The sequence below is a fragment of the Microcoleus sp. B3-D2 genome (assembly GCF_036705345.1).
Lineage (GTDB): Bacteria > Cyanobacteriota > Cyanobacteriia > Cyanobacteriales > Microcoleaceae > Microcoleus.
In genome coordinates this window covers 37,743-55,508 of the sequence record NZ_JAUBUG010000012.1, presented here as the reverse complement: position 1 = coordinate 55,508, position 17,766 = coordinate 37,743, and the positions used below count along the sequence as shown (strand labels likewise).

Here is a 17,766-nt window from a genome sequence, read left to right as displayed (position 1 = left end):
ACCCAATACTTCAAAATTACCTGTGGGTCGATTGCCCATCAATTCGGTATTGCGATCGCACTTGCGGGTTTCTATCCTTATTGTTATACGGAGAGTGCGATCTTTGGACTGGGGCGATCGCGCTTCTAAGATTCTTACGGCTTGATATCGAGCAGTTGGCGGTAATTAACACCCCGATCGATTATGGTACCGCCTCAGATTGTTTGAGGGCTGCACTGAACGCGAAGTGGTTAAGATTCAGCAGGGATCGGGAATCCTGAAATTGTCTGTTGCCGAATGGGGATCTGAATCACAAACTCAGTGCCTGAGCCAGGTGTAGAACAGCACTTGATTGTACCGCGATGTTTTTCAGTAATGATGTGATAACTAATCGACATCCCCAAACCAGTACCTTTAGCGATGGGTTTGGTGGTGAAAAACGGGTCAAAAATCCGCTGCTTCACTGGGTCTGGCATACCCATGCCGTTGTCAGCGATCGCCACCTCGACCCATTGATTGTCGATCGCAGAAGTCCGAATTGTAATCTGAGGCGGGGTGTCTTTAAGCTCCTGATAGGAGCGTTTGGTATTCATGTCCTCAATGGCATCCAGAGCATTCACCAAAATATTCATGAATACCTGATTGAGTTGTCCGGGGAAACATTCCACCTTGGGCAATTTGCCATAGTCTTTGATTACTACGACGGCTCGACGATCCGATCTATCTTTGATCCGGTGTTGCAAAATCAGCAATGTGCTCTCAATTCCCTCATGGATATCAACATCTTTGAAATCTGCTTCATCCATGCGAGAAAAGTTCCGCAACGAGACGACAATACCGCGAATTCGCTCGGTGCCTACCTTCATAGACGACACGATTTTTTGGATATCTTCAGTGACGAACTCCAAGTCGATTTCCTCTGCCATTGCTTGCACGTCTGGATCGTTGCTGGGATGGCGCTGTTGATAGAGTTCTATCATCCGCAACAGATTTTGGGTATATTCGTCCAGGTGGGTAAGATTACCGTGGATGAAGTTGACCGGGTTATTGATTTCATGGGCAATTCCCGCAACCAACTGTCCCAAGCTAGACATTTTTTCGCTTTGGATAACTTGCATCTGGGCTTTTTTCAGTTCGTTTAGGGTCGTTTCCAGTTCTTTAGCTTGCGCTGTCGAGGAGATTGCTAATTCTTCGATCGCAGCAACCTGGGGCAGAGTTGTCCAGCAAGCAATCGCCACTCCCACAAATGCCAGTGTCATCAACACAATAATCAGCAGATAGGGATTGTTGGTTCCGGCTTCTACCCGCAGCCTGGAGCGGATCAGCCAACTGATCGTCGCTGTACCACAAATCAGCGCAATCAAAATTCCGACCTGAAGAACCACAAAGTATTCGTTTTTAGGAGGAGTTACTGGCTTGGTATGGAGTCGATCCCACCACGGTAAATGCAAAGATGCCCAAGGAATCCGCAGAATCGCAGCGTCGATCGCTATCACTACTAACGGCAACAGCAATCCCAGACCAAAATCCATCCATCCCCAGGCAAAACCACCCACCACCAGGGAAATGAACTCCACCACCAGTAATGCTAAGGATAGTCGCCCCCAACGCACGACTGGATCGTTGCGCTGCATCCACAGCCCCAAGTGCAACCCCATGATAGAAATGAAAAAACTCACGCCTGACACCACGACAATTCGAGTGGTGTTGCCCCATACTAAAAATCCTAAACTACAGATAAAGGTTAGCAGCAGCGCGGGTTCTAGGGAACCTCGACGGGACACTGCGCCAAACACCGGAGACAACAGCCCATCCTGCGCGAGTTGGAAAAGGATGCGGGGCGTATTGCAAACGCTAGTCGCAGATCCCAACAAACAGCTAGCGGCAACCAGCAACGTGACTAGGGCAGGGGCAGCGTCTCCCCAGAAAGGCTTGGCAGCCGCCAGGAAATTGCCGTACAAATTGCCTTCTAAACCGGCAGCGGTTGCCAACTGCACCAACACTAAAGGGCCACCCACAAACACTAGAGGCATGAACCAGGCAACCCAAGACAGCGCCTTGAGGGTGTCTTTTGGGTGCACACTGTCTGCTACAAAGGATGAAGCTGTATCACAGCCATAGAAGCTATAAGCGGCAAACAAGTACCATTTGAGCCAGTCCTGGACACTGATGGCATCAATGCTGCTGGGCAAGAGTCCGGGGCTTTGGGGCGAAAAGGCAAGCCAGCCTAAACCCTGAACGCAGAAGAGGAGTAAAAAGCCGATCGAAGGAAAGATAAAAAAGAGGTGCAGAATGGCGACGGCGCGGGTGCCACTTAATGCTAAAAAGTAAGCGATCGCAGTAAAACCGATCTCAAACACTTTTTCTGGAATATTCAGCCCCATCGGTTCTAAATGGAATTGAATCAAGTTTGTGAGAACGATCGCATTAATGGCCGGAAAGGAAACCCACCCCAAGTAGTAGGCAATGCCCAAGTAGCGGGAAAGGGCAGGGTAACGATGGAGCAATCGCGTGATGTAATTTGGTGTTCCTCCAGATACATCTGGGTATTTCTCACCCAAACTCTGAACTTGAAGGTTAAACAGAATTCCGACGATAACACCAGGAATCCAGACCCACAGCGATGCAGAGCCAATTTCTGCTTGGATCAACGGCGCTAAGGTAAACCACATCAGATATCCAACCACACTAAACCCCCAAGCTTCCGCAGAGGACATGGTGCGCCGGAGGCGATTCAGAAATGGCACACGATCTATTTCCATAACAAGCAGATAGGGGTAATCCTATTGTGATACAGTTGCAATTTTTACACTCAATAAAAAAACAAATACCTAGTCTTTTTTTCTAGTGATGAAAATTCTCAGATCGAGCTGATGTAGCGGTGAAAGATTGAGGCAATCAGTTGAGGTTGCTAGCGATCGCAATCTTGAGCACAACAACTCGTTGGAAGTGATATCTTGTACCAGTTGCAATAAGCCTTTCACGGGCGGGCTAGAAGAGCAACGGCTCACAATAAAATTCACTTTTTGTGGAAATGGATTTATCGTATTCATATCACCACATCTCAAAGAAACCATACTAGCATTATTATGCTGTGTTCTGTTTCTATCAGCTATTTTAATAGTCAAATTATTCAAGAATAAAGTTATTTAGCAGGAGCAGGAAAGTTTTAAAAAGGCAGCAAAAATATGACATTTCAGGCTGTAATTCCCCCGATAGCATTTAAGGAAGATCGAGCTGGTAGAATTATTACGTCCTGATGAAGCGATTGAATTGCTGATGGAAAGCGCTTTTTTAGTTTCTAGTCCGAGGGTTCTTTGAGTGCGATCGCTTTTTGGTTGGGCGATCGCCGAGTTGTACTATACTGGCCTCTGTAAAGAAATTACCAAGATACCCAGACGAATATCGGCGGTAAGCGGGTTGCTACAATCAGTCGATCGCGCTGGCATTTTTTGCCCTCAAATCCCTTTCTTTGGATTAATAGGCGTTTTAAATTCTGCCTTCTACTTTCTCCCGTGGGGCGATACAAGTGGCGGGTAATCCCCTCCCTACGGTCAATTGTCAATAACCCATTATTAATTGTTAATCTTCCAGGAGGAAGCCGAAAAGATATATCATAACCTTAACCAGATCATTTCTTCCCAGATATGTTCTACTGTTCTAATCCCAGGTGTCCTCATCCTTTCAATCCCGACAACTCTAAATTTTGTCAAAGTTGCGGCCAGTCCGACCTCACGCCTCTCTTCAGAAACCGCTACCGCGTGATTCGACTGTTGGGGGAAGGGGGATTTGGCAGAACTTATGAAGCGGTAGATACCGATCGCATGGACGATCCCTGCGTAATCAAGCAGTTTGTACCCCAATTTCAAGGAACCTCAGCACTTGAAAAAGCCGCAGAATTGTTTAAGCAAGAAGCGAAACGACTTTACGAACTCGGGGAACATCCCCAAATTCCTCGATTAATTGCTTATTTTGAGCAAGACAAGCGACTTTATTTAGTACAAGAGTTGATTGAGGGGCAAACTTTACTGGCTGAATTAACTCAGCAGGGCGTTTTTAGCGAAGAAAAAATTTGGCAGTTGCTGGCAGATATTTTGCCAATTCTGAAATTTGTGCACGATCGCAATGTCATTCACCGAGACATCAAACTTGAGAATATCATGCGCCGCCGCACCTCTGTTAGCTCCTCCCTGCCAAAGGCGGGAAATTTTCGCAATTCAGCTTTCCGAAGAGGAGGGCGCGGAGAGTTAGTGTTGATAGATTTCGGCATTTCCAAACAAGTGACGGGCTCGCTGATGAGCAAAGTAGGTACGACGGTAGGAACGCCCGGATATTCGCCGATAGAACAAATGCGCGGTCAAGTTTTCCCCGGAAGCGATTTGTACAGTTTGGGGATAACTTGCCTGAGATTGCTAACTCAATGTTTACCAAAAGTTGACGGTTCCGATGACCTTTATGACCCGATAAACGGCGGCTGGATTTGGAGAAAACGGTTGCCCGCCGGCACAAAAGTCAGCAGCGACTTGACAAAAATTTTAGATAAGTTAATTGAAGATTATCTCAAAAATAGATATCAATCGGCTGATGAAGTAATCAAAGCTTTAAATCTCTATTCTTTACCTCCCCAACCCCCTTTTGTCAAGGGAGGACAACTTGCTTTAAATTCTTCTGTGACAAAGGGAGGGCCACTTGCTTTAAATTCTTCTGTGACAAAGGGAGGGTCACTTGCTATTAATACTCCCCTCAATCAAAGCGGGAAAATCAATAGCAATGTATCTGTCAGTCCCACAGGAAAACCCAACACCAATCCACCTCCCAACAAGGCACCGCAGAGAATTGCCCCTGTCAAAAGCACTTTTGAATTTCAGGTGGTGACAGTAGACAAGCGCGGGAAGCAAACTAATGTTAACAGGGGCAAAGCGCGTTTTTTTGAAGAACATCTTGGTAGCAGTACAGTGCTGGAAATGGTATCTATTCCTGGCGGTACTTTCCTCATGGGTTCTCCAAAAGAACGGGGTGATAGCGACGAAAAACCGCAGCACCCAGTAACTTTAGGATCTTTCTACATTAGCAAATTTCCAGTTACTCAGGCTCAGTGGACAGCAGTTGCGGCGCTGCCGGAAATTAAAATATTTCTCAATCCCGATGCAGCCCGTTTTAAAGGTGCAAATCGACCTGTAGAAAATGTATCTTGGTACGAGGCTGTGGAGTTTTGCGCTAGACTTTCTCGCAAAACGGGTAAGAATTATCGCTTGCCTAGCGAAGCCCAATGGGAATATGCTTGCCGGGGGCAAACTACGGGGCCGTTTCACTTCGGGGAAACGATTACCAGCGAGTTAGCCAATTACAACGGAAATTCTAATTACGCTGATGCGCCGAAGGGAGTTTATCGCTTTCAAACGACAGATGTTGGCAGTTTTAAACCTAATGCTTTTGGATTGTACGATTTCCACGGAAATGTTTGGGAATGGTGCGCGGATTCTTGGCACAATAATTATAACGGTGCGCCTGCTGATGGTAGCGTTTGGGAGTCTGACGGGGACTCTTCACTGAGGTTGTTGCGGGGGGGTTCTTGGAACGATCATCCTCCGAATTGTCGCAGCGCGTGCCGCCTCAGATATCAGCCGGATTGTAAGGCTAGTATTGTGGGTTTTCGAGTGGTTCTTTCTGTTGTTTAAGCATGGCGAGCGCTCTTTTTAACTTAACTAAAACTCAACCAGCTAAAAACTGTTTCAACAGTCAATTGTAACTCAATCCCATTAAGTATTGGCAAATCAGTTGCACCTTCGTACAACTCCACTCTTTGCCCGGGAAATACCGCTAAAATACTTTCTTCTTCGGGAATCATTAACCACCCCAATTCAGTGCCTTGTTGCGAACAAGTAAGTAATTTAGCAAGCACTTTTGTCGGGCTTTGTTCGGGAGAAAGAATTTCAATCGCCCAGTCTGGATAACTTTCAAAGCGGTTAGCAATTCTACCAGATGGTAGAAAGGGAATTCTTTCCCACCGGAATACTGCTACATCTGGGACAAGTGATGCACCGCCGAAAGTGCAACGCAACTCGGGAAAAGCATAAGCAATCTTTGGTGTTTCGACTATTTGGTTGATGACATTGCAAAGCTTACCCTGCAATCTGCTATGTTCACCTTGAGGCCTGGGTTTTTGAATGATTTCTTTGTTGATATATTCGGAAGCTGGCTCCGTTTCTGGAAGTTTTAGGAAATCCTCTAAGTTGGGCGATATTGTAATGACTGTAGTCACAGGTAAAGTCGATTTTAGATTTTAGATTTTAAAGTGGATATATATCAGAACCCCGACTTGGAAAAAATCGGGGTTCTGATATCTATTATGAAGGAGAAATTCAAGCCTTAACTAGCCTTCTTCTGAGGAGCCACTATGCGTTCCACACTCATAGCAGCCACGCTCAATGTCACCACAGCCATGCCGAGAATTGCCACAGGCTGCAACTTCTCATTGATAATTAGAAACCCGAAGAGTGCGGTCATCGCCGGCCCCAAAGTGCCAATTACTGACGCTAAGGCTGCCCCCGCAAAGCGGATGGCAAAATTATTCAAAAGATAGCTAAACAGCGTCAGCACCCCTAAAACAACGCCTCCCAAAATCAAACCCGGCCAAACATTTTGGTCGATTTTAGGAGAAAAATTTTCCGACAGGGGCACCCACAAACTCAGGGAGGAAAATACAAAAATTGCTGCGAAATTAACTAAACTAAAAGGAATTGGGTGCAGCTTGCCCGCAGCCATTTGCGTCAGCAATACGTAACCTGCAAAGGTAATCCCAGAAGCCAGTGCAGCCGTGACTCCCACCCCGACATTGCCACCGCCCGGAGCTGGGGCCGCAAAACTCGGCCACCCAGCTAAAATCAAACCTGCGGTAATCCCGACTATCGCCAAAAAGCCGACTGTGCTGGGGCGAGAGCCAAACAAGATCCAAGAACCCAGTACGGTGACGATCGGATAAATAAAGAAAATCGTAATCGCAATCCCCGCTGGGATATTGCCGATCGCCAAATAAATCAAAACCTGAGACAAAAACAGAAAAAATGCGCTTCCTAAAACTTTACTCCACAAAGCTCGATCGCCCGACTCGAACAACCGTCTAATATCTTTCCACACAGAAGGATACAGAAATGTCGCCAATATCGGCATCAAAGCCATCACCACGATCAGCCGCATCAACAAAATCAACAAAGAATTTCCAAAACCCGGAGTCACAACCCCCGGAAATTCAAACACGCCAAAAACCATCCGAGGATTTTTGCTTTTAATCAGAATTCTCAAACAAACATTAAACAGCGACAATACCACCGCCGAAGACAAAGCCAGTACCAAACCTGTCTGTACTTGAGAAGGTGCTTTAGCGGTTGCCGTCGGCGGCACTGAAGAAGGCTGTGGTACAGATTCCCGTCGCGCATCAGCAGGTGTTGGCTGCATAACTTGCGGGCGGACAGAATTAACAGAATTAGTTGATTCCTCGGGATAAGAATCTTGAGCATCGAAAGGATTCTCAAGATATTCTTCTTCTGATTCAAGTTCTTCCCTGATGCGGTTTACGAGATTTTGTAACAGCTCTTCCCCTTGCCGCTCTAGGGTTTGCATATTGTTGAGCCGCACGGAAAGCTCGCTTTCATAGCTGCTCAAATCTTGTTCCAGCATCTGGAAACTGCGATCGATCCTTTCATCCAGCGCCGCCAGCAACTCCGACGCTCGTTCGTCGTAGTTGCTCGGCGGCAGGGGTATCGGGAACTCACCGCTGGGAATAGGGCTGCTGAGAGAATTTCCCGAGTTAGCGCTGAGTTCGTTGAACCGCTGCACCAACAAATCCTGCAAATTGTGAGCCAAAACTTGAGCCAACTGCTTCAGCCACAATTGCTGCTGCTGAATGTATCGCCCAGACAGAGATTCCATTTGCTGAGACTGCAATTTGCGATATTGCTCCCGGAGGTCTTCAATATCTTCAATCAGGTGATTTTTTTCAGTTTGCAGCCGAGTAATGTCTTGATTTAACTGACCTTTGACATTTTGATGCAAAGCTTCCAGTTCTTGCATTACTGAGTGGAGGACTTCTTCTGGTGATTGTGCATCCTCTGGCTCGTCCTTTGACGAGTATACGTTCCGCTGCGCCATTAGCCTATAACCTCTAATTTAAACTGCACGTTCAGTGTTCTTAAGTATGTTGACAAATCAGGTCGCAACTTTTAGTGAGTTGATCTAAGAGATTGCGAACACTGTTTAATCAATAGTAGTCGCTAAGCTAGAAATGTGAGAAAATTGCGTGAAGCAAAGCTATCCCGCAGGGCATCCCCCCAAGAACACTTTGTGCAATTAAAAATCATACTACAGCTTGACCACTCCACGGATTGCTCCCGGTAATTCTCGCATTTAACTCACCCGATTGCACCCGAATCACAAGCGTGACAGCGCGTTCCGCGACTAAATTTGATTGGGGGGTGGCACTCCTAGCCCCTCAATGGATAACTTGATGCGGCAGCCAGAAATCCGGTTTCTTTTGCCCGCCTTTCTCCCGCACTCCCGCACCCAGGTTTATGATTTTAACAGTTCCGATCTTTTGCTCGCGAAAGTTTTAAGAGGCGATCGCACCCTGAAAAAGCCACCCCGCGCCATCAAAAAATTAACACATCCCATCCCCCAAGAGCAACAGATATGGCCTCCGAAATTTATGACAATTCCTTTACAAGCGATCGACAAAGCCTGAATATTTCTGAGGATGCGGAAGTGTGTGTCTTTCCGGCATCATTTGCCCAGCAGCGCTTGTGGTTTCTCGACCAATTCGCACCGGAAAACCCTTTCTATAATGTAGTAACAGCACTGCGCTTAACTGGTTCCCTCAACTTAACAGCCTTAGAGCAAACCTTCAACGAAATAGTGCAGCGGCACGAAACTTTGCGAACCACTTTTGCAGCGGTATCAGGTCAACCAGTACAGATAATCTCTCCCGCTTTCAAGACTAATTTAAAACTATTAGAACTGCAACATTTGCCCCCCGAACAACGGCAAACAGAAGCAAAGAAACTCACCGCAGCAGAATCTCTTCGCCCTTTCAATTTATCCACCGGGCCGCTGATGCGAATCACCATCCTGCGGCTGACAGAAACCGAGCATATTCTCTTGCTAAATATGCACCACATAGCCTCCGATGATTGGTCGATCGGTGTGCTAATTCGAGAACTGGAGGCTATCTATACAGCTTTGATAAATCAACAGCCATCTCCTCTCCCAGAATTATCACTTCAATATGCCGACTTTGCCGAGTGGCAGCGCGAATGGCTGCAAGGTGAAGTATTAGAAACTCAGCTAGCTTATTGGCGGCAGCAATTGCACGGGATTTCAGTGTTAAATTTGCCGACCGATCGCCCTGCACCAGCTAGGCAAAATTATCGGGGAAAAACTCAATATTTAGAACTGCCTAAAAAGCTAAAAAACGCACTTTTAGCGCTCTCGCAGCGAGAAGGAGCGACTTTATTTATGACAGTGCTCGCAGCATTTCAAACTTTGCTTTACCGCTACTCGCAACAAGAAGATATTGTTGTCGGTTCGCCGATCGCCAATCGCAACCGCAGCGAAATAGAAGCATTAATCGGTTTTTTTGTCAATACTTTAGTGCTGCGAACAGACTGCTCGGGAAACCCGACATTTCGAGATTTTTTGGGCCGGGTGCGGGAAGTAACCCTGGGAGCTTACGCTCACCAAGATTTGCCTTTTGAGAAGCTAGTCGAGGAATTGCACCCAGAGCGATCGTTGAATCGCCACCCGCTGTTTCAGGTGGTATTCGGACTGCAAAATGCGCCTGTGGAGGAGCTAGAATTGCCAGAATTAAAGTTGAGTTCTTTCCATTTAGAGACTCAAACAACCCGCTTTGATTTAGAGCTGCATTTGTGGGAAGCTTCTGATAAGTTTAGGAACAGATACGGCGAACATTGGAAAGATTCGGAAGGCCTCAGAGGCGTAGCTGTGTACAATACGGATTTATTTGATGAAGTTACGATCGCCCGAATGCTGAGGCATTTTAAAACGCTGCTGGAAAGCATTGTGACTAATCCAGAACAAAGAATCGCTAACTTACCTTTATTGAGCGAGGATGAAGTGAATCAATTATTCAGAGAATGGAACGATACTCGGACAGATTATCCTCAAAATAAGTGCATTCATCAGTTATTTGAAGAGCGAGCCCTGCAGCATCTGGAGGATGTCGCCCTAACTTTCGACAGCCAGCACCTGACTTACAGAGAACTCAACAGTCGCAGCAACCAACTGGCGCGCTACCTGCAAAAAATGGGCGTGGGGGCGGAGGTTTTAGTGGGGCTTTGTGCAGAGCGCTCGATCGACCTAATTGTCGGGATGTTGGCTATACTGAAAGCGGGAGGAGCTTACCTACCGTTAGATCCGAGCTATCCGCGCGATCGGCTAAACTTGATGCTGGAAGATGCTCAAGTTAAAGTCTTGCTAATTCAAGATAAATTGATTGAGAATTTCCGAGACTTCTCAAACTCGGTGATTTACTTCGATCGCGACTGGGAACACATAGCCAAATCAAGCGCCGAAAATCCCGCCAACACCGTAACAGCAGACAACCTAGCTTACGTTATTTACACATCTGGCTCAACAGGAAAACCCAAGGGAGTTGCTGTCACCCACAAAGCAGTAAATCGGCTGGTACTCAACACCAACTATATAAAAATAGAACCTACCGATAAAATTGCCCAAGCATCAAACGCTTCATTCGATGCAGCCACATTCGAGATTTGGGGAGCCTTGCTTAACGGCGCTCAACTCGTGGGAATTAGCACAAATATTACCCTTTCGCCTCACGATTTAGCCTTAGAACTGCGCCAACAAGGCATCACAGTTTTGTTTTTAACAACTGCCTTATTTCAACAAATTGCTAGAGTTTTACCGCAAGCTTTTGATTCGCTGCGCTGCTTGCTGTTTGGCGGAGAAGCGGTCGATATGAGATGGGTTAAAAAACTTCTCAAACAAAAGCAAACTACTAAATTAATTCACGTTTACGGGCCTACTGAAAATACCACATTTTCGGCTTATTATTGCGTGCAAGACGTACCCGAAACCGCAACATCTATCCCCATCGGCCGCCCGATCGCCAACACGCAGATTTATCTCCTGGATGCGGATTTGCAGCCAGTGGCGATCGGTGTTATAGGTCAATTGTACGTCGGCGGTGACGGATTGGCGAAAGGCTACCTCAACCAGCCAGATTTAACTGCTGCTGCATTCATTCCTAACCCTTTTAGCAATAAATCAGGTTGTAGCCTTTATAAAACAGGTGATTTAGGCCGCTATTTAGCTGACGGCAACATCGAGTTTTTAGGTCGCGTTGATGACCAAGTAAAAATTCGCGGCTTCCGCATCGAATTGGGAGAAATTGAAGCGGCTTTGTGCCAGCATCCACAAGTGCGCGAAGCAGTAGTAATTGTGAGGGAAGACATCCCAGACGATAAACATTTGGTAGCTTATGTTATTCCTGACGGCATCAATGAAAAATTAGAAATTCCAAATCTCAAGTCAAGTGACTTGCGCCAATTTTTGAAAGAAAAGTTACCAGGATATATGGTTCCTGCAACTTATGCAGTGTTGGAGTCCCTGCCACTAACGCCTAATGGCAAAGTAGACCGCCGGGTATTACCTAAGATAGATACAGACAGCGAGGATATAACAGAAAATTATGTAGCGCCTCGGACTGAACTCGAAAAGGCGATCGGGAAAATTTGGGCTAAAGTTTTGGGAAAACAGCAGGTTAGTATCTACGATAATTTCTTTGAACTCGGCGGGCATTCCCTGCTAGCAACTCAGTTGATTTCTCGCATCCGAGACGCTTTGCAAGTCGAGTTATCGGTCAGCAATTTGTTTGAGGCTCCGACTGTGGCGAGTCTGGCAAAATACATTGAAACAATGCGCTGGGCTGCGAAAGGTTTGGATACTCCCAGAACTGACGAAAATGAGCGCGAAGATGTGGAATTTTAAAGCCTTACATAATTGGAGGAGGATTTTGATTGTTTTGTGGAATGACCGTCCAAAAGTGGGGAGCATCTCACTTTTGCAGGCAAGCTAGAAATTGGAGTTTTGAGGCAGGAGGCAGGAGGAAAGAGGAAGAAGGAAGGAGCCAGAAAAAGTGTTTTTACAAATATGAGATGCTCCCAAAAAGTGTGTGTCTAAGTGCAATCAAATTGGTGGCAGGAAACCAGAGGAATAGAACTCCAACAGATGTAATTTTTGGCATCTAAATGTTGAGCTAATTTGGGGACTGAATCCTCGCTAGAAAATTGAAAAATCAAGAAACTGTGGTAGTAGGAATTGACCAGGCTGTGGGCGCATTTATCGGTCTGTTTGAGGGAAAAAATATTGGCAAGATGGTGGTGAAATTGGATTAGGTGGCGACCAATTGATTAGGCCATAGTCGTAGATAATTATTTGACGTTATAGCAATCGCCACATCGGTTAGGGCATCAATAACCTAATGAATAGAGTCTCAAAGGAGCGCTAGATCGACGGTTTAATTCGGGCACCATAACTGTCAACTGTCAACTGTCAACTGTCAACTGCTATATTTGGTTTAACAAATTATGGATCTCAAACTATCAGGAAAGGTGGCATTGGTCAGTGGTTCAACAGGTGGAATTGGACTGGCAATCGTTACCGCACTTGCTGAAGAAGGAGCGACGGTCATTGTCAATGGCAGAACGCAAGAGCGCGTCAACAATGCGATCGATCGCATTCAGCAAACAGTCCCTAATGCCAAACTTCAGGGAATTGCTGCCGATTTGGGAACGCAAGCAGGCGTTGAATTGTTACTTCAAAAAGTGCCATTCGTCAACATTTTGGTGAATAACTTAGGAATTTATGCCTCCAAAGCTTTTGAAGATATCTCCGATGAAGCGTGGATGAATATTCTGGAAGTGAATGTGATGAGCGGTGTTCGCCTCTCGCGCCATTATTTGCCGCTGATGCTGAAGCAAGATTGGGGACGAATTATTTTCATCTCTAGTGAATCTGGCTTGAATATTCCCGCCGAAATGATTCACTATGGCGTTACCAAAACTGCACAATTGGCGTTGAGTCGTGGTTTGGCGGAAACAACTGCGGGCAGCCATGTGACTGTCAATACGGTATTGCCTGGTCCAACTCGTTCCGAAGGGGTGGAAGACTTCATCGAGGGATTATCTAAGGAGCAAAATATTTCGATTGAACAAGTTGAGAAAGAGTTTTTTACCAAGATGCGTCCATCTTCGCTAATTCAGCGATTTGCTTCAACGTCAGAAGTTGCTGCGTTAGTTGCGTTTGTTGCCAGTCCCTTAGCTTCTGCGATTAATGGTGCAGCCCTGCGAGTTGAGGGTGGAGTGGTGCGATCGATTGTGTAGCGAAGTTTTTACCTTGATGTGCTTGGAAAATCTCTCACTCCCTACATTTCCGAACAGAATGCTTTCGTTCAAACAAAAATAAGGAGCGTTACATTTCATTAACTCACCCTAAAGCGATCGCTATTCCTGTGAGTCGTGATTTTTAGGCGATCGCACTTAACAATTATTTATCTTTCGCGATCGCTATTCTTGTGAGTCGTGATTTTTACGCGATCGCACTTCACCCACATCTCCAAACAGCGATCGCACTAAACTATTCTAAAAAACAAAGTATTAGATGTCATCTGCAACTATGCTTCTTCATCAAAGATTGCAATTAATAAAACTTCATTAGAGGTTGTGAGACTGACAATATTTTTATAATGTTTTGAACCTGCAAATGTGCGAACAGAGATAACTTCACTATTAAATATTGGGATGAATTTTCCATGTGCAAATAAAAGAACTTGTTCGTCCATTTCTAAAATTATCCCAGCCTTTCTTACACCAAGTGTATGAATACTAGAAACTGAGCTTCCCAGTCCTGTGTATTTGGCCTCATAGGAAATTCTAGGAACAGAAGAATTATCATTCTCTAAAACTAATGTAAATAAGCTACCATCATAGCTACATAAAAATAATGATCTGGAACTATTATAGACAAATTGGATATTCTTCAAATCTATGCTGTCACGAAATTTTGAATTGACAAATAGATTATTAAAATTAAATTCGCTTTCTTTTAAATCTGTAACAATCCAGCTTTCTTCCTCAAAGTTTTTTCTTGGTTCAATAATTTCTTGTTGAAACTGAGTTTTAAGACTATTAAATAAAGTTGTGGCAGTAGGTGTCGAATAGTTTACAACATCAAAATTAAGCCAAGCCGTTCGCAGTGAGTATTCTGGAAGATGTTTTTCCTTGCGAGTCTTGTTCATTCCCAAATCAAAATCATCAAGAAATGAGAATAATCCTTCAGAACCACAGGAAGCATTGACTGTCCCAAACTTAGTTGTTGTATTAATACACTTTGCTTCAAGACGCTTTTGAGCTTTATTAATTGGTATAGTGTTTTCTGATTCCCAATCAAGATCAAGATGATAAAGTCCTGTATTTGTACCAACATACAATCGACGATTGTATATATTTAAGTCAAGTAAAAAATCTGCCTTTATTTTCAGATCCCATTCAACAGTTTCCAGAAAATCTTCATCAATTGGAATTGATTTTGATTCAATTTTGTCAACAGCTTTGATAAAATCAGCTTTCCCAGACTCATCATGTAGCTGATTACGAAATTGCTCCTGATCAATTAAATCATTTCTCAAAAATAATAATGTTGGTGCATCAAGTAAATTCTCATCTTCTTGAAGTTTACTTACAATATTTTTCATATCATAAATACGTACTGAGTGGTTCTCAGTGATTGTAATAAGCCGTCCCATATATAGGAACGCATCTTCAAAATTTCCTGGAAATCTTAGTGATACAACTTTCATATTTTTTCCTTCTGAATTTTCCGACCAACTGTTTTATCAATAACTTCATCTTTAATCCACTGCTCAACTAATAAATCGAAATCAGGAGGTAAAGCATTTCGTTTTCTTTCTTCTAGAGGTGAAACTGGATACCCATGCCAAGGATCTTGAATATTAGATGTACATGGAAATTTTGATAGTCTCTCTCCATTTGTACCAAGTGTTGCTTTTCCTGTTTGTAGAACTCCCCAGTAATCCTGATTTGCGTCACGGAGATTATGCTTGTCAGAATTATAAAAGATATCGTACTCAGTATCAGGTGGGATGCACCACATATTTTTGTGCTGTAGAGAACCATTACCTCTGTGTTTGTATTTTGATAAATACATTTTCCCCGTGACTGTAGGGCCGTACTCTAGCCCAGCAGATGTGCTTTGTTTTGCAGGCATTTTCTTTTTGCTTTTCGTTCTATATAAAGATAAAGAATGCTATGGAAGTGCGATCACCGATCTTGCATCTTGGGTTAAGGAACGCAACTTAACTAGGGGAAATAATAACCTCATTGGTGGGTTACTGCGTGCTGACTCAAGTTCGATCACCGATCTTGTAGGAGAATTATAACTCTGTTTTTGGCAAATTCGTCGAGTTTCTGCGATCACTTTCTCTGATGAAGTGCGATCGCCTCAATTATCTATCTGCTAAAGGTTTTGTAGTATGCGATCGCTATTCCTGTGAGTCGTGATTTTTAGGCGATCGCTCAAACCCAGTAAATTTATCCTAGTTTGATTATTTATCAACATTCTAATCACTATCTTGCTCTATTCGTGTATATCATACCACAGCGAGGTTTTAATGTCAAAGATGCGAGGGTATCCTTTAACTCCAATGGTGAACCCATCTATTTAACAGCTAGCAGCGATCGCGGCACGAATATTCAAGGACTTTTGCAGGCGAACGCAATACTTGAAAGTAATCAGTAAAGATTGCTGGTGATGGAGCAATTTATGGAACGAGGGACGATGTTGCGCTACTACTCCTTGCCGATCGCGCTGCCATCTTTCCTGGACACAGTTTGACACACCTGCTATTTTTCAAAGCCAAGATTTAGAAAGCAATGCCTGATGTCTAGCTACCTAGAATCAAAATCTCATCCTTCAGAGAGGTAGCAAGCTGCTAGTTTACTGCCAGCATTGGGGTGAGGTGGAGTCGATTGAAGCAAATCTCAAAGCGGCTTTAGCAAAGGTTCAAACTGAGCAGGAAGTTCAGGTAGGATAGCCTCACTTTTTTTGCGACGATCCTCCGCGCCGCCTTCTTACGATCGCGTAACCGCCCGATGGGTGCGATCGCAGCCTACTTAGTTGCAATAGCACGCTCGAATCGACTTGTAGGGTGCGTCAAACTTTGATTATAAACGGATTATCAAGGGTTTCGGATCTGACGCACCTTACTAATTGTGACACTTCCGTAAGTCCTGGCTCTTAATTTGTGCGCCGGTGGAATTTCTTTTATTGATTTGCCCAAGTAATGACAGGATGACTCAAAATGCCCGATCCAAAAATTATGAATCTTTTGAACTTGATTGATTTCAAAATTATAAAGTCCAGCTATTCCAGTGTTATCAAGACCTGATATTCTAAGCTGAGTTTATTGGTGCAGCTTCTTTTGCCTCCAGACTTTTGCAAGAGGTCTATTGTTAATTGTTGGCTGTTATTGTTGGTAAAACCCACCCCGGAGAATGAATTATTTGCTGTATTTTGGATTGGGTGGGGCAGGTTTTACCAGTGAGGTTGACGGCCGCTAAAAATCACGAAATTTCTGTGCAGAATGCCCTGACAGCATCTGCAAACTGCTGGTTATGCTCGATTAATGCCATGTGTCCTCCTTTCTGTATAGTAACTAGCTCTGCTTGAGGTAATTCTGCTTTCATTCGCAGGCTAGCTGGGGGAGTAGTGGCGATATCTGAATCGCCGCAGATCACCAACACAGGAATGTCAATTGATGGCAAAGTTTTTGTTTCGTCAAATTTGAGCATTCCCAGTGTGCCGCGAGCGAGAACGCCGGGAGAACCCAAGGCTGATAAGAAAGCTGAGAACTCTAATTGACCGCGCGTTTCAGTGCCTTTAAATCCCGATAATTCTACACTGATGTGCAATGAACCATTGAGATAGCTCAGCCAAGTCATTCCCCACATAATCGGTTCAAGAGCTATGGTGAGATAGAGCATAGGTTGAAGCAGCGGCTTTTGCAAAGCGCGTAATAAACCGCTAAAAATAGCGGTTTTGAGAGGATTAGTATAAGTCGTATCTACCAGAATTAAACCAGCTACTCGACTACCGAGAAGTTCTGGGAAAAGCCGACTGAATGTTAGAGAAATCATGCCGCCCATGCTGTGTCCGAGTAGGATAACAGGTTTATTTCCTGCTATGGCAATGACGGCTTCGAGATCGCGGGCAAATTTTTCTAGGGAGTAGTCGCTGTTTTTTGGTCGAGTGGATTTTCCTAAACCTGGAAGATCCCAAACAATCACTCGGAAGCGATCGCTTAGTTGCCGTTTCGCGTAATACCAAACCATACTGTTCGGCCCCCAACCATGTGAGAGAATAATCGGCTGTCCGTCCTCTGGGCCGTAGAATTCTACTTGTAAAATAGTGCCATCAGGCCTCTCTACCCGCTGCACCGTACCCGTCCGCGTTGGCTTGGGTTCGTCAGCACCGGGGCGGCGGAACAGCGGCAAACTGATAAAGCGGCCGCCAACAGACCAAAGAACCATCAAGATTCCGCTGACTAAGTAGGAAATCCCTACAAGTGCGCCGATGTACCATTCGTAAATAATGTATATACCTCCGCCAAGGACCCCGATGGATAGCAGTCCCACCAGCCATAGGAACAGGAAATTGAAGGGCATGAACGGCATAAGC

11 protein-coding genes are annotated in these 17,766 nt (G+C 44.8%); 4 read left to right on the top strand and 7 right to left on the bottom strand.

Annotated features, from left to right (window positions below; all coding sequences use genetic code 11):
• Nucleotides 1–230: 230 nt before the first annotated feature.
• A complete protein-coding gene (locus QUB14_RS07010) occupies nucleotides 231–2,741 on the bottom strand; it encodes an ATP-binding protein (RefSeq protein ID WP_333214762.1) in 2,511 nt (836 codons plus the stop codon).
• An 885-nt stretch (nucleotides 2,742–3,626) separates the two neighbouring features.
• Here QUB14_RS07010 and QUB14_RS07005 point away from each other — a divergent pair.
• Nucleotides 3,627–5,657 carry a bifunctional serine/threonine-protein kinase/formylglycine-generating enzyme family protein gene (locus QUB14_RS07005; protein ID WP_333214759.1) on the top strand — a complete coding sequence of 677 codons (2,031 nt, stop codon included), beginning with the start codon at nucleotides 3,627–3,629 and terminating at the stop codon, nucleotides 5,655–5,657.
• Nucleotides 5,658–5,680: 23 nt separating this feature from the next.
• Here the strand turns inward: QUB14_RS07005 and QUB14_RS07000 are convergent, their stop codons facing one another.
• Complete coding sequence (locus QUB14_RS07000) at nucleotides 5,681–6,241, bottom strand: Uma2 family endonuclease (RefSeq protein WP_333214757.1); 561 nt, start codon at nucleotides 6,239–6,241, stop codon at nucleotides 5,681–5,683.
• 107 nt (nucleotides 6,242–6,348) lie between these two features.
• Nucleotides 6,349–8,127, bottom strand: a complete 1,779-nt coding sequence (locus QUB14_RS06995; RefSeq protein WP_333214755.1) for an EamA family transporter — start codon at nucleotides 8,125–8,127, stop codon at nucleotides 6,349–6,351.
• Between the two features lie 343 nt (nucleotides 8,128–8,470).
• Here QUB14_RS06995 and QUB14_RS06990 point away from each other — a divergent pair, with 343 nt between their 5' ends.
• From QUB14_RS06990 to QUB14_RS06980, 3 genes are all read left to right on the top strand, one after another.
• Nucleotides 8,471–8,716 carry a hypothetical protein gene (locus tag QUB14_RS06990; protein ID WP_333214753.1) on the top strand — a complete coding sequence of 82 codons (246 nt, stop codon included), beginning with the start codon at nucleotides 8,471–8,473 and terminating at the stop codon, nucleotides 8,714–8,716.
• Complete coding sequence (locus tag QUB14_RS06985; RefSeq protein ID WP_333214751.1) at nucleotides 8,665–12,000, top strand: amino acid adenylation domain-containing protein; 3,336 nt, start codon at nucleotides 8,665–8,667, stop codon at nucleotides 11,998–12,000. The genes QUB14_RS06990 and QUB14_RS06985 overlap by 52 nt, the downstream gene beginning before the upstream one ends.
• Before the next feature lie 599 nt (nucleotides 12,001–12,599).
• Nucleotides 12,600–13,394 carry an SDR family oxidoreductase gene (locus QUB14_RS06980; RefSeq protein WP_333214749.1) on the top strand — a complete coding sequence of 265 codons (795 nt, stop codon included), beginning with the start codon at nucleotides 12,600–12,602 and terminating at the stop codon, nucleotides 13,392–13,394.
• A gap of 290 nt (nucleotides 13,395–13,684) precedes the next feature.
• On the opposite strand, the gene QUB14_RS06975 is transcribed toward QUB14_RS06980, so the two are convergent.
• The 4 genes from QUB14_RS06975 to QUB14_RS06960 form a co-directional block, all read right to left on the bottom strand.
• A complete protein-coding gene (locus QUB14_RS06975; protein WP_333214747.1) occupies nucleotides 13,685–14,869 on the bottom strand; it encodes a hypothetical protein in 1,185 nt (394 codons plus the stop codon).
• A complete protein-coding gene (locus tag QUB14_RS06970) occupies nucleotides 14,866–15,297 on the bottom strand; it encodes a hypothetical protein (protein ID WP_333214745.1) in 432 nt (143 codons plus the stop codon). Before QUB14_RS06970 ends, QUB14_RS06975 begins: the two co-directional genes overlap by 4 nt.
• A 453-nt stretch (nucleotides 15,298–15,750) precedes the next feature.
• Nucleotides 15,751–15,927 carry a hypothetical protein gene (locus QUB14_RS06965; RefSeq protein WP_333214743.1) on the bottom strand — a complete coding sequence of 59 codons (177 nt, stop codon included), beginning with the start codon at nucleotides 15,925–15,927 and terminating at the stop codon, nucleotides 15,751–15,753.
• Nucleotides 15,928–16,652: 725 nt separating this feature from the next.
• Entirely contained in the window at nucleotides 16,653–17,762 is a 1,110-nt protein-coding gene (locus QUB14_RS06960) for an alpha/beta hydrolase (RefSeq protein ID WP_333297133.1), read from the bottom strand.
• Between the last annotated feature and the right edge of the window lie 4 nt (nucleotides 17,763–17,766).

Bases quoted from the DNA above. Each gene is read 5' to 3' on its own strand.
- QUB14_RS07010 (WP_333214762.1), bottom strand. From the start codon at position 2,741: ATGGAAATAGATCGTGTGCCATTTCTGAATCGCCTCCGGCGCACCATG.
- QUB14_RS07005 (WP_333214759.1), top strand. From the start codon at position 3,627: ATGTTCTACTGTTCTAATCCCAGGTGTCCTCATCCTTTCAATCCCGAC.
- QUB14_RS06995 (WP_333214755.1), bottom strand. From the start codon at position 8,127: ATGGCGCAGCGGAACGTATACTCGTCAAAGGACGAGCCAGAGGATGCA.
- QUB14_RS06990 (WP_333214753.1), top strand. From the start codon at position 8,471: ATGGATAACTTGATGCGGCAGCCAGAAATCCGGTTTCTTTTGCCCGCC.
- QUB14_RS06985 (WP_333214751.1), top strand. From the start codon at position 8,665: ATGGCCTCCGAAATTTATGACAATTCCTTTACAAGCGATCGACAAAGC.
- QUB14_RS06980 (WP_333214749.1), top strand. From the start codon at position 12,600: ATGGATCTCAAACTATCAGGAAAGGTGGCATTGGTCAGTGGTTCAACA.
- QUB14_RS06975 (WP_333214747.1), bottom strand. From the start codon at position 14,869: ATGAAAGTTGTATCACTAAGATTTCCAGGAAATTTTGAAGATGCGTTC.
- QUB14_RS06970 (WP_333214745.1), bottom strand. From the start codon at position 15,297: ATGCCTGCAAAACAAAGCACATCTGCTGGGCTAGAGTACGGCCCTACA.
- QUB14_RS06960 (WP_333297133.1), bottom strand. From the start codon at position 17,762: ATGCCGTTCATGCCCTTCAATTTCCTGTTCCTATGGCTGGTGGGACTG.